The organism is Paramixta manurensis (assembly GCF_013285385.1).
GTDB lineage: Bacteria > Pseudomonadota > Gammaproteobacteria > Enterobacterales > Enterobacteriaceae > Paramixta > Paramixta manurensis.
The window spans coordinates 3,896,219-3,908,439 of record NZ_CP054212.1 but is presented as its reverse complement, the minus strand read 5'-3'; the positions used below and the strand labels follow the sequence as shown (position 1 = coordinate 3,908,439).

At 49.2% G+C, this 12,221-nt stretch carries 13 protein-coding genes; all 13 read right to left on the bottom strand.

The window, feature by feature from the left end; all coding sequences use genetic code 11:
• Position 1: 1 nt before the first annotated feature.
• On the bottom strand, positions 2-721 hold the full coding sequence (locus tag PMPD1_RS18860) for a hypothetical protein (RefSeq protein WP_173635495.1): 720 nt from the start codon (positions 719-721) through the stop codon (positions 2-4).
• Positions 708-3,281 carry a TcfC E-set like domain-containing protein gene (locus PMPD1_RS18855; RefSeq protein ID WP_173635494.1) on the bottom strand — a complete coding sequence of 858 codons (2,574 nt, stop codon included), beginning with the start codon at positions 3,279-3,281 and terminating at the stop codon, positions 708-710. Before PMPD1_RS18855 ends, PMPD1_RS18860 begins: the two co-directional genes overlap by 14 nt.
• Before the next feature lie 17 nt (positions 3,282-3,298).
• A complete protein-coding gene (locus PMPD1_RS18850; protein ID WP_173635493.1) occupies positions 3,299-3,814 on the bottom strand; it encodes a hypothetical protein in 516 nt (171 codons plus the stop codon).
• Positions 3,815-3,869: 55 nt separating this feature from the next.
• A complete protein-coding gene (locus PMPD1_RS18845) occupies positions 3,870-4,412 on the bottom strand; it encodes a hypothetical protein (RefSeq protein ID WP_173635492.1) in 543 nt (180 codons plus the stop codon).
• Positions 4,413-4,666: 254 nt separating this feature from the next.
• On the bottom strand, positions 4,667-5,986 hold the full coding sequence (locus PMPD1_RS18840; protein ID WP_173635491.1) for a protein TadG, associated with Flp pilus assembly: 1,320 nt from the start codon (positions 5,984-5,986) through the stop codon (positions 4,667-4,669).
• On the bottom strand, positions 5,962-6,309 hold the full coding sequence (locus PMPD1_RS18835; protein WP_173635490.1) for a hypothetical protein: 348 nt from the start codon (positions 6,307-6,309) through the stop codon (positions 5,962-5,964). The genes PMPD1_RS18840 and PMPD1_RS18835 overlap by 25 nt, the downstream gene beginning before the upstream one ends.
• Before the next feature lie 25 nt (positions 6,310-6,334).
• A complete protein-coding gene (tadF, locus tag PMPD1_RS18830; RefSeq protein ID WP_173635489.1) occupies positions 6,335-6,916 on the bottom strand; it encodes a tight adherence pilus pseudopilin TadF in 582 nt (193 codons plus the stop codon).
• The gene (locus PMPD1_RS18825; protein WP_173635488.1) at positions 6,891-7,385 is read right to left on the bottom strand and encodes a TadE/TadG family type IV pilus assembly protein; all 495 of its coding nucleotides are present in this window, start codon (positions 7,383-7,385) and stop codon (positions 6,891-6,893) included. The genes tadF and PMPD1_RS18825 overlap by 26 nt, the downstream gene beginning before the upstream one ends.
• A complete protein-coding gene (locus PMPD1_RS18820; RefSeq protein WP_173635487.1) occupies positions 7,385-8,122 on the bottom strand; it encodes a tetratricopeptide repeat protein in 738 nt (245 codons plus the stop codon). The genes PMPD1_RS18825 and PMPD1_RS18820 overlap by 1 nt, the downstream gene beginning before the upstream one ends.
• Complete coding sequence (locus PMPD1_RS18815) at positions 8,109-8,948, bottom strand: type II secretion system F family protein (protein WP_173635486.1); 840 nt, start codon at positions 8,946-8,948, stop codon at positions 8,109-8,111. The genes PMPD1_RS18820 and PMPD1_RS18815 overlap by 14 nt, the downstream gene beginning before the upstream one ends.
• A complete protein-coding gene (locus PMPD1_RS18810) occupies positions 8,948-9,823 on the bottom strand; it encodes a type II secretion system F family protein (protein ID WP_173635485.1) in 876 nt (291 codons plus the stop codon). The genes PMPD1_RS18815 and PMPD1_RS18810 overlap by 1 nt, the downstream gene beginning before the upstream one ends.
• Positions 9,824-9,826: 3 nt before the next feature.
• Entirely contained in the window at positions 9,827-11,107 is a 1,281-nt protein-coding gene (locus PMPD1_RS18805) for a TadA family conjugal transfer-associated ATPase (protein WP_173635484.1), read from the bottom strand.
• The gene (locus tag PMPD1_RS18800) at positions 11,107-12,219 is read right to left on the bottom strand and encodes a CpaE/TadZ family protein (RefSeq protein ID WP_173635483.1); all 1,113 of its coding nucleotides are present in this window, start codon (positions 12,217-12,219) and stop codon (positions 11,107-11,109) included. The genes PMPD1_RS18805 and PMPD1_RS18800 overlap by 1 nt, the downstream gene beginning before the upstream one ends.
• Positions 12,220-12,221: the final 2 nt, after the last annotated feature.

Sequence of the window (12,221 nt, the reverse complement as noted above, 5' to 3'; positions counted from 1 at the left end):
ATTACTCCTTTAATTGGCATTGATCGTAGACGTAGGTTTTTTTATCCATTTCAAAAGCCAACTGGCGGTTTACCGTCAGGGTGCGCGGGAAATCGGGATAAACGTTGAACAGCATTTTATTTTTACGTCCGTCGATAACCAGGTTACGCATTTCGCTACGCACGGTGCCGGTGGCGGTTATTGTCCATTGATTGTTTTGGCAACGTAGCTCAATGCCTTGCGTCCGTTTCCCTTCCGGCAGGTAACGCAGCAAAACGTCATAGCCGATAGCAAAACGGATCTTATCTTTCTCCAGCGCCTGTTCGGGGTAGCTTGGACGGATGCGTAAGCGATACACCTTTTCACGACTGACGGGCTTTAAAGGCAACAGACGGACTTTCTTCTCCTCGCCGTAGGGAATAATCAGACGGGTAGGGGAGAACATTAATGTCGGATCTTTTTTACCGAGTTCTTTTTCAAAAATCTCTTTATCGGCGCCAGGGTTTTTTACCTCAAATAACTCCAGCGTGACGAATTCATATTGCTGTGTTTCAGCTTTATCTTCCTTTATGCTGTCTTTGGCTTGAAACATCGATTTAACCGTCACGTAGTTTTCACGAGGCGTTTCACTTTTTACTTCTTTGACAATCGGAAACACTTCAATGCCCTGCGCAATATGGGCAGTAAGCGTTAATGACAGACCCAGCGTTAATATCGCCGACTTGGTTTTATTCAATTTCACATTCAACCTCACGAATTTGCATCACGCCCTGAGTCTGCTTGATATTGCTGTCACGCAGTGGGCAAACATAGTTTCTGCCGTCTTTCTTCACCGACAGGGTGGTTAATTTGCTCTCAATACCGAGAGTGAAATCACCGACGAATAACCCTTCCTCATCGGTAAGCGTGTTACCGCCGACCACGCGCGCATTAGCCATTGGTGCGCCCTGATAATAGATGCGACCGGTCACGGTTTGGTTTTTCGTGGCGCTCACTTTGACGCTATATGCCTGCCCTGGCATCGCCCAAGTGGAGGTCGATTTGGTGGACAGGTTATAAAACGCGTTCGTATCGCCGGTATAGACTTGTTCTATCGTTGGAGAGACCTTCTGGTAAGCAGGGACTGACAGCGTTGTTTTCTGGCCGCCTTTAACCAGCACTGAAGACGCGTCACGGTTACGTACTTCAAAGTATTGATCTTTCGGCAGATCCGTCGCATCAACAATCAGCGCGGCGTTATTGTCCATTTTGCCGTAAGCGATGTCGCCATCACCGACCGCAAAGCCGCTGCGTTGCGACAGGTAATATTGCCGGTAGCTATTATTGCCGTAGGATTTGTTCACGCCGACAGAGGTGTAGCCCAGCCGGTTATCGACGGTGGCGCCCAGACCGCTGGTGGTTTGATAATCCGGTCCGTTGCCAAGGCTGGCATTGACGGAGTATTTCCCGCCGCGATCAAATTCCGGGTTTTCTAAATCAAGCGCATAGTCAGCGGTATAGATATTATCGTCAGCGCCCTTATCACTCAGTTTTGAGCGTAAATATAATGATTGATAATGGTTATAGCTGCGCTCACGCATCCCCAGCGTAAATTGTGCAAATACGCGGTTATCGGTGTTTTCATTACGCGCATTATTCTTATCACGGCTACTAATATATTCATTTTTACCGTGATGATAGCCGAGGTCGACGCGTAAATTCAGGTTGTCGTTTAAGGTAAAGTCACGGTTCAGGCTAAGATCCCAGGTTTTATAGTTGGTCTTATCCTGACGCCCGTAATCCTGATAGAGGGTATTCATGCTATAGATTGCGGAGAGCCCAATATTATAGGGTAGAAACAGGCTGGTACTGAACTGGAGATAATTAAAGTCATAGGCGGAAACCACGCCGAAACGGCGATAATCGCGCTCCTCGCCTTTATAGCGGTTATCACGATAGCTCAGGTTAAAGCCCATGTTATATAAGCTCTTACTGACGCCAAGCTGGTAACCATAACTGCCATCGTTGCCGAGTAAAGTGTCGCTGTAGAGGCGTTCGGCCAGCAAAAAGTTAACCGGTATATCAATACTGGCGTTGTAATAAAGATGGTTATCATCCAGCAGCGCGCCGCCGCCGAGGGAGATAGCCGACTGCGTGGTGTAGCCTAAGGTCGCGCTGGCGAGATTATTATTGTCAACGCGTTGGCTACGAGGATCGCAGTCGCTGCTAAAACAGCGGTAATCCTCTTTGGAGCGCAAATGGCCCTGGCGCTGATCATAGCGACCAAGCTGGAAGCTGTACTCCAGATCGCCGGAACGGAACATGCCGTTGCGTTTAAAGAACGGCTGGATTTTCTCTTCCCGGCTACCGTTAGCTAATTTCAGGACTAATTTCACATCGTAACCGCCGCTCGGCCAGCTATTAGTGTTTAACTGCTGCATCCCGGCCGGGAACTGTTGTAAATCGATCAGCCGTCCGTTGCGGTAGACTTCTACCGTACCGGCCTGCGGCATGTAGACCGTTACCGGTGACGAGGCCCCTTCGGTGGGGCGTAAATAGTTATCGGTCATATAGCCGAGTGAAACGCCATCAAAGCTGACCGGGTTGAAGAAGCTATAGGTAAGCGAGGGCGTACTATAAGTAAAGTTATCGCCTAAACGCTGGCGGCCGCCTTTAAAGCGGTTGTTACCGTGCTCCAAATAGAGCGCCAGCTCTTCCAGATTAAAATTAATATCGTCTGAATAGCTCCAGATACTGCGAATATAGCTATTTCCGGTAAGATTAAGCGTATCGTTTGAGGCCAGCGTAAAGCTGTCGTTATAGCTGTCTGACAAGAAGTTAAGGTTATGGCTATGCACAAAACCGGGTTTACTTTTATGCAGAATATAGGTGCGATCATTCGCCGCATTCGGTTCTTTAAATAGGGAAGCGGGGAAAATCAAATGCAGCGTGGCATCGGACTCATTAATCCAGGCGGCGATCTTATCGTGAGTGAATCCCTGCTTACTAATGCGCCTGAGCGGTTGGGAGAGTTCTTTTAGCAATTGCGCATTACTGAGCGTGAGCGCGGGCATATCGACGGCGGTTATCTGCTCCACCACGGTTTGCGGCGAGCTTAGCGACACGCTGGTACGGTCATACTCAATACTCAGCGAGCCGATAGACGCTTCACCATAGACAATATCAAATATACCATTTTGACGTGCGCTAAAAATATCTTCGAACCCGGGAGGTAAGGCAACGCCTGAAGCTCCCACTGATGAAGGCTCCATAGAAATAGCACATCCTAAGCAAATGGCGCTAAAGGCAAATTTACTGTTCATGCGTCCCTGCTTTTTATTTAAGGAATAGGTTTAACTAACAGCGTAAAAGAGTTGGCATAGGTATCTTGGGTGTAATTACCGGCTAAAAATTCCGACGTAAAGTGCACCTTAAATCCTGTAGCTACCGTGGCCTCACTAATATTTTTTAGTACCGGAACGTGTAGAGGTTTAAGCGCGCTTGAAGGGCTGTTCTGAAAAATAAACTCACCGGAAAGGTTTATTTTTCGATTTGCGCCACTGGTTGAATACAACACAAAGCTGCTATCGGAAAAGACCACATCCGCCTGCTCAACATTGCCCACGACATAGAAAAAATCGGAGACGCGTTCAAAATGTTGTGAAAGGCCGTTAATCGGTAGTGGGAAATTAATATTATTACCCGTTACGGGTACGTCATGGTAATACACCACCACACGCGCAACAGATTCAGCGCCGACATCCAGGCTGACCGAGCTACCAGACGTTTGTGCGCTGCCGCTCCCGGGCAGCATTAACGTTAGCAGAGCAAGAAGAACGCATTTAGATTTCATCATGAGGGTCCAAACAGGGCCAGTGATGAATACTGGCCCTGGACTTTAATTAGAGGAATTATGCTTTAGCGTTAACGTTGGCATAGACCACGCCGGTGTAGTTACCCTGGCCAAGGTCGGTATATTGCTTGTCGGAAACGAAGTTAAAGGTGATTGGCAGTTCGCCGTGGGTGCCGTTAGCCACCAAGGTATAGTCCTGGGTCGCGCCAGAGGCGGCAAATTGCTTGCTGCCTGCTGAAGTGATGGCATTGATTTTGTAGGTCATGTCGTTCAGCGCACCGCCCTGCGTGCTGTACAGGGTGAAGTTGCTACCGGTAGCTGCCTGGCTGTCATCCATGATCAGCGTCACTTCCAGTTTGCTCACATCGTTGTTCCACAGCTTCAGCACTGGCGTAGTGGCTTCCATAAAACCGGAGGCTGCCGGGGTTAATACTACATCCAGATCGGTGATTGGTTTGCCGCTTGGATCGGTGATGTGAGCGCTGTCCGGTACGTTAGCGCTAACGTTGAATTTAGTGTCATAGCTTGCCGGCGTATCAGCCAGAGCAGAGGCAGAAAAGGCCAGACCAGCCAGAACAGAAAGAGCTACTTTAGTTTTCATTCAATATCAATCCTATGATAAACACGTTAATTTCCATGCATGCCGTATAAAGAGAAACATCCTTTAAACGGTAGCGATGCAATTACTCTCCGATGTCATACGGATATACACGCAGGCCCACGGTAACCGCGTATGGCCTGGAGAGTAACGGCGCGAAAAAGAGTAGCGCGTGCCACGCCGTGAATCCTTATTTGGGCCCTTATTAATTCTGATTAGTTATTCATATTACCCTTGATAAGGGTAATGAAAGATCATTAATCCTTAAGCGTATTGTGCCCAACCTCTTCATAGACCGCGCGGGTCATTGCATCTTCAAATTCCTGAAAGTTTTGCGCAGTATAAAAGTTGTTTGAGCCGACGCATTTTTCCCAGTCAGAGGTGGGATTATATTTGAGCGCGATAAAAGCAATTTTGCCAACCGCATGTGGCGTGGTTAATACACTTCTGATTTTTTCACACAGGCCATTATCCAGTAATCGTTGCGTAATGCCTTCATTCTGCATCGGCCAGTCTTGTCCATCAGAAACAATGACCAGTACCTTACGCGACGCCGAACCTTTGGCTAACACTTGGGTGCCTTCTAACATCCCGGAACTTACCAGCGTACGATCGCTGGCCGACATATTAATGATGGCTTTATTAAGTTGTTCCGGATCGGCGGTGAGGGGAATGGTTTCAGCCTGCGTCATGGTTAAACCCTCTTCTATCGATTCCGGGCTATGAAATGATAGGCACAGGAGTTCATCAACCTGATTAATATTAATGCGAATATCATTCACTTGGTGAGGAATGGCATTAATGGTGGCCGGATAGTCAATATAGTCATAAAGTTTTGCGATAGTGCCGGCATCATTTTTACTGAATAACTCCGGCGGAATCGGCGCGTTGAGAACAAATTGCGGCGCGCAGACATTCCCTTTACGCGTTCCCCAACCAAAAGGAATAAAGGCGACTTTATTGTCAATATCATACTCGGCGAGTTGCCGTGCCAGTTTCACGGTGATCTGTTTAGCAACATCCATTTTCCACGGTTTGGATTTATTACCAATCTCCTTATCAATTGATTGGCGCATCGAACCCGAAAAGTCGACCACAAACGCAACGTCTATATTCGAGCGAAATTTACGCGCCGCCCCGTTATTACCCACGTTGACCTGTTTATTAAAGGAGGGGAAAAAAGCTGAGGAGAACCAAGAACTTTGTAGAACATGGCTACTCAACCGATACTCAACCCAAGCTAAATGGTGTGCGCTGTTGGCGACGCCATGCAGCACCCGAATCACCGGCCTCTCCACCTTCTCGGCATGATTCATGTAGGCAGCCAGCCAATCGCTGGAGAGCGCATAGTTGCGCTCCGCGCCTTCACCATTATCTTCGGCGGTTAACGCTAACGCCGCCTGCTCCATGGCATCCGACAGGCGAGCTTGTTCCATCACATAGCGCGACCCTTCGAGACCAAGCGCCGCCATGCTTAATAAAAACGCCCCCAAAAGCGCCAGGCTGATGGCGAAAGCGCCGCGGCTATCGGCGAGGAAACGCCGCACCAGCGCTAGCCAAGGTTGATGCATAAACATAGTTGATCCTTATTACTCACCGTAAAGTGTGTCCTTGTTTTTCCGTCCGCCTGACAAAACAGATAGGGCAGCCGCCCCGGACGGTACTGCGCTACCGCTTTTCCGTCGCTATCGATGTGGTAAATCACTTCCCCGTTAAAGGGATGGGCGTTGGGATTAATATCAAACACCGTCACTGTTAGCGCTGCGCGCAACGTTGGGCTGTAAAACAACGCTTGGTTAATTTCTGCCGCCAACGCGGCCTGTTGCGGTTCGGCTGAATCGATAAACAGCGTCGCCTGCGTCGCTGCCAAAAGAGGTCGCGGCGCAAAGAGCACGGTCATAATCAATATCAATATTTTCATCGGATTAGCGCAACATCACGACAGAAGAGGAGGACAGTAATGGCTGTTTGCCTTTCCCGGAAGTCAGGCGGGTGTACCAACTCTCGGTCGGTAAACACAGCGTGACTTGGTAAAGCGGCACCCAGCGACCATAGCTGCCACGCGGCGCCAGCTCTTTTAACTGCTCGATTGGTTTGGGCGGATAACACTCGTTACCCTGAATATGAAAAAGCCACTCTTTCTGCGGGATAAGATGTTTTTGGTTATCCGTGAGATCGACGCGTGGGGCAAAAAATAGCGACTGGACGCGGATTTTCAGCGCATCAACGTCTGCCGTTGGGTTCATATCCCGCACCATACGTTGCGCCAGATGATAGATTTTGGTCACGTCATCGCTATTCAACTCCTCCCGGCTATCGTAAAGCTGAATACGTTCGCGCAGCACGCCGGCAATAGAGTAGGAGAGCCGATCCAGCTTGCCTACCGTGGCTTGCCGCAGCACTAAATCCGCAAGGAAAAACATAAAAATCACCAGCACCACGGAAATGATGGAGAATTCCACCGCGACCGAACCACGCCGGTCAGTCCATAAACTGTGAACGTTCATATTCCTGAACAAAAATCACCTCACGATTAAATAACGAGCTTGCCCAATTGGTGGGGAAGGGGAAAAACATCGGATGGTAGTGATACAGCAAGTGGTAACGTGCCAGGGCATTACCACGGGTGTGGGCTTGGCCTTCGGTTCCGCCGGTGTCAGCCATTTCTGTGACGGAGTTGGCGTAATGGATCGACATCTCGACCGCATCTTCATTGGTGAGGAAAAACCACAGCGATCCGCCTTGCTCGGTTAAGGTATTGCGAAAACGCCGTTGGTATCCGCCATTTTCCTCCGGTGCGTTTTTCCCCTCTTTAGCCGCTTCTGAAATGGCTAAATCGATCACCGAAGAGACATATGCCATACGTGACATTTCGGCGATAAACAGCACCATAAACAGAAACAGCACCACGGTGAGCGCAAACTCAATCGTGGCTACCCCACGCTGTTCACGGTAAAAACGACCCAGCCCGCGCATCAGGCGACTCCTTTTTGTAGTGGCCCGGTTCGCTCCAGTGCATCAATCAGTTCGTTCGGGTAGTCAGACAAACTCTCGCTTTGAATAATATCGCGCGCATAACGCGTATCGCCGACCTTCACCAGCGCCAGCACCAGGTTATGCAACAGGCGCGGCTGGCGGCGTCCGCGTAAATACTGCGGTAGCAATAGGCTAACGGCATCCTGGTAACGCCGGTCTAGCAGTGCGACCATCGCGAGGTTATTAATCGCGACATCATCGGCAATAAACAGATCGCGTGATTTTTGAATGGCTTGCCCTCCTTCCTGCAATTTACCGGAAAGGGCAAGGGCGATACCGCGTAGGTTCCAGGCTTCCGCATTTTGCGAATCGTGTTGCAACATACGGTCAGTAACCCGTATTGCCTGGCTATAGTCGCCCAGCGCAATCATATTTTGTGCTTGCAGGGTGTAAACATTCAGATCGGCTTTGGTCGATAACGGCTGCAAATAATAGAGCGATGACTTGTAATCACCCGCCTGGTAGTAATAGCGGGAAAGTTTCAGTCGGATACCGGGTTCATCTTTATCTTTTAACCATCCCCGATACAAATTAATTAACCCGGTATAATTTTTCGACTTCAGTAAAATATCTTCCTGGGTATTTAAATCCGCGCTGGTTTTGGGTTGCGGAGCGACACAACCACCGAGCGTCAGTAGACAAACCAGAAACACCGCCGTTTGTTTAAAACATGCCATTCTTCACTATCCTTAGAATACCTGGTGCTACGATTAATATGGTGATGGGAAACATAATGAAAATAATTAGTGGCACACTCATCTTGGCCGATAGGCTGCCCACCTTTTCTTCGGTGATTAATAGTTGTAATTCACGAATATCCTGCGAAAGCTCAATTAAATGCTCATACAGCGAGGTGCCATAATGGACGCTTTGCTGTAGGGTGGCGGTGAACATACGGATTTCGGTCATCTCCATTGAGTGATATAACTCCGAGAGCGCTTCTTCCATGCCGCTGACTTCTGCTCGCTTCACTAATACCGCCATTAAACTGGCAAGGTTCTTATCCAAGTGCTGAAAGCGTTCGCTAACAAATTTCAGGGCGCTCTCCACCGTCATACCCGACTGAACGCACACCGCCACCAAGTCCACCAGGTAGGGCAGTGCATCCATCATCAATTTAACCCGGCCCTTGATCGACGGTTTCAGCAATATCCCCGGTAATACAATCACCAGCACCATGCCCAGCATCAATAGCATGCCCAGCCCTTGCATCGACAAGCTCAGCAGACCCAAGAGATTGATTAAGACAATCACGCCCGCCACGCCGCAAAAGATTTGCAACTTAAGCGGCAACTGTTTATCCAGCCGGTCGAGCAGGCTTAGCCAACGGCTATTTTTTATAATCAGCGTGTGGTAATCGATGGTGGCTACCACTTTTTTACCGGATTGATGATTCAGGGGTTCAAGGATCTTTTTTTGCCGTAGAACCTTTTGCTGCTGCAATACACTAATGGCAATGGTATAGATCCCTAAAGCCAACAGAATAAGATAAACCAGATTCATTAGGTCGCCCTTTTCAACAGAAGCCAAATTATTAGCATGCCAATAATTTCGCTCCCTATAACGTAATATAGAATAAGCCGCCCGACCGGGTCGTGAATAACAAAGTCAAAATTCTCCGGGTTAAGGTATTTCATACCAAATAAAAACAGTATCGGCATTGCGGCCACGATTTTAGCCGAGGTCCTGGCCTCGGAGGTCATGGCCTTTTTACGTTTAGCCATTTTCTTACTGTTATTAATAATGCGAGCCAGACGGTTAATCAGCGTGCGTAATTGCCCTCCGCGCTGAATGCTGATTTGTATCACCATCACAAAGAAATAGAATTCGCGGTAAGGATAGCGGCGCCAGGCATCAAGAAACACGCGGTCTGGCTCTTCGCCAAGGTTGAGCCGCCGATCAATGCGGTTAAATGTCTCGCCCAACTCACCGGCAACGTCCTCGCCGCAGCGATGTAGAGCCTGATGGATACTATTGCCAGCCGATACCGCCGAGCCCACGACCGACAACACCTCAGGGAAGGTGGCTTCAAATGCTTTATGGTGCAGGCTGCGACCAATACGAATTTGAGCCACGAAGAGGATGACCAGCATGGTGGGTAAAAAGAACCCTAACGTGAACTTGAGCCACCAGGCATTAATGAACAACATCGCCAATAACGTCAGCAACGCGATGATTAAGCCGCGTCGTCCACGCCAACTGCCATCGCCTAGCGCATAGGTACGCCACTCTTGTACTATTGCGCGCAGGTACTCGCGTGGGATGTTAGGGGTTGCCGCACGATGCGCATCTTGGGTGATGGAGCGGGTTAGACGCTTCCAGCTAACAATATTGATGCCCAACAACACCACGCCTGCGAGCAGAATAAGATACGCCATACCTTACTCCATATTAAAAATCTGTTTGAGTTCGGTTTCCAGACCAAACAGAGTGGCGTTGCGCATCACGGTGGAACGCATCAATAACCCCTCGCAAAGAAAACGGCCTTTTATTTTCCCGTTCTCGTCCCGATCGTTTTGGCTCTGGAAAGAAAAGATGTCCTGTAAAATAATACGATCGCCTTCTATTCCCATGATCTCACTAATATTCATTATTTTTCGCGAACCATCATTTAATCTCGACACCTGAATAATGAGGTTGATAGCCGAAGCGATATTACGGCGGATGGATTCGATGGGAATATTCATCCCCGCCATCATGACCATGTTTTCAAGGCGGGAGACCGCATCACGCGGATTATTGGCGTGCAGGGTCGACATGGAACCGTCATGCCCGGTATTCATGGCTTGCAGCATTTCGAAGGCCTCTTCGCTACGGCATTCGCCGACAATAATACGATCCGGTCGCATACGTAATGAGTTGATTAATAGGGCACGCATGGTGATTTGCCCGGTGTTTTCCACCCCGGCGAGTCGGGTTTCCATCCGCAAAACATGAGGTTGCATCAGACGTAACTCGGCAGCATCTTCCATCGTGATAATGCGTTCATTCTCATCAATATATTTTGAGAGGGCGTTAAGCAGGGTGGTTTTACCCGAGCCGGTTCCGCCTGAAATCAAAATATTGATGCGGCAGCGTGCGGCAATCGCCAGAAAATTGGCGATTTGCGGTGTCAGTGCGCCAGCCTCGATCAGATGAGTAAGCTGTAAGTTATGTTTACCGAATTTACGGATGGAGATAGAGGTACCGTCCAACGCAATTGGCGGGATGGCGACATTCAAACGGCTACCGTCCGGCAGACGGGCATCAACCAGCGGGCTTCCTTCATCCAGCCGTCTTCCCACACGCTGTACCAAACGTTTCGCGATATCGGTTAACTGGTTATTGTTGATGAACCGACACTGGGTGAGCTCAAGCTTACCGAAACGTTCGATAAAAATATGCTCTGGCCCATTAACTAAAATATCGCTGACCGTATCATCCTCCAGCAGGGCGCGTAGCGGGCCGAAGCCGATAATTTCATCGGCCATTAACTCTGCCATTTGCCATTGGGCCTGCGCTGCCAGATAAATATTTTGCCGGTCGGTTACGCGCTCCAGCAGACGATTCATCTCAGCGATCAGCAAAGTGCGATCGGTCGTTAAATGCTCGATCTTATGAATCTCAATATTTTTCAATACTGCGTCACGCAGGCTTTCCTGTAATTCAATGGCGATATCCATTAGTTACCCCGGCGCAGATGCGAAAAGAGGCGATTAATTCGGCTTTTTTTACGCGCCGATTCACCGCCCAATACTGCGCTGGTTAGCCGGTCGAGCGGAGAGTGAATCAGCCGCTTTTTCGCCTGTTTAGGGGGTGACTGACGACGGTTGTAGGTAAAGGCGATATCGATGGGATGGCCCAATAAGGTTTTAATATCCATCAGACTCAGGGCATCTAAAGCGACCGGTCGCGTATCGTTGAGGCAGACAAATAATCGCCGTGGCGTATGGCTGCTACGGCGCAGCAGTTCAATATTTTCGATCATGCCGCGCGCGACGCGAACGGAAGCCAGTGAACGCTCAATCACCAGCACCAGACAACGTGATTTTTCCGCAAGCTGACGCATCAGTTCTTTATCTGCGGTGGTGATCGATTGTTCAAAGACCACGAAATTATAGTGTTGAGCGATGTCTGACGGTAATTCAGGCCAGGCGCCGCCAGCGCTGCTCATAATGTCGAGGTTTTTTTGCAGTGAGGTGATTTCCTGCGACAGTTTTTTACCAGCATATAAATCAAGATCGCGTGAGCCACAACCGCCCTGAATAAACAAGGTCGGGAGTTGTTTCAGGCGCGTAATTTCGCCGGCCAACTGCCAGGCAATAGTGGTGCAGCCAACGCCGCCTTTGCAGCCAAGCACGCTGATGTTCACCGCAGAGCGATTATTACGTAGTTCAATACCACCGAGTGCCGCCTGAACCATCAGATCTTGCTGCATGTGGAGATTGAAATACCCCACGTTATTGTGTGCGAAGGTTTGTGCCAGCGTGATTGAGTCGCTCTCTCCCACCACACAGCACCATACTTTACGCGGCACCTGCATTTGCAGCGTATTCACCATCTCCATCACTTCCGTGCTACTGCCGATATCGACCACCACCCCGCTGGCATTATCAGGAATCGTAAAATGAGATAATTGTGTAATATCCTGTTCGATACCTTCGACGGCATTGAAACCGGCCAGGCGAAACTGCTGGCAAAGTTGCTCATTGACTGCCGTTCGTGCCGAAAAAACGTAAAATTTTCGTACGCTGGTCTCAGTGCTGGCGCGATCTTTTTGTTGGAATAGCAACATGT

Bases quoted from the DNA above. Each gene is read 5' to 3' on its own strand.
- PMPD1_RS18835 (WP_173635490.1), bottom strand. From the start codon at position 6,309: ATGACCGTGCTCTTTGCGCCGCGACCTCTTTTGGCAGCGACGCAGGCG.
- PMPD1_RS18855 (WP_173635494.1), bottom strand. From the start codon at position 3,281: ATGAACAGTAAATTTGCCTTTAGCGCCATTTGCTTAGGATGTGCTATT.
- PMPD1_RS18810 (WP_173635485.1), bottom strand. From the start codon at position 9,823: ATGGCGTATCTTATTCTGCTCGCAGGCGTGGTGTTGTTGGGCATCAAT.
- tadF (WP_173635489.1), bottom strand. From the start codon at position 6,916: ATGAACGTTCACAGTTTATGGACTGACCGGCGTGGTTCGGTCGCGGTG.
- PMPD1_RS18800 (WP_173635483.1), bottom strand. From the start codon at position 12,219: ATGTTGCTATTCCAACAAAAAGATCGCGCCAGCACTGAGACCAGCGTA.
- PMPD1_RS18815 (WP_173635486.1), bottom strand. From the start codon at position 8,948: ATGAATCTGGTTTATCTTATTCTGTTGGCTTTAGGGATCTATACCATT.
- PMPD1_RS18845 (WP_173635492.1), bottom strand. From the start codon at position 4,412: ATGAAAACTAAAGTAGCTCTTTCTGTTCTGGCTGGTCTGGCCTTTTCT.
- PMPD1_RS18850 (WP_173635493.1), bottom strand. From the start codon at position 3,814: ATGATGAAATCTAAATGCGTTCTTCTTGCTCTGCTAACGTTAATGCTG.
- PMPD1_RS18805 (WP_173635484.1), bottom strand. From the start codon at position 11,107: ATGGATATCGCCATTGAATTACAGGAAAGCCTGCGTGACGCAGTATTG.
- PMPD1_RS18840 (WP_173635491.1), bottom strand. From the start codon at position 5,986: ATGTTTATGCATCAACCTTGGCTAGCGCTGGTGCGGCGTTTCCTCGCC.
- PMPD1_RS18820 (WP_173635487.1), bottom strand. From the start codon at position 8,122: ATGGCATGTTTTAAACAAACGGCGGTGTTTCTGGTTTGTCTACTGACG.
- PMPD1_RS18825 (WP_173635488.1), bottom strand. From the start codon at position 7,385: ATGCGCGGGCTGGGTCGTTTTTACCGTGAACAGCGTGGGGTAGCCACG.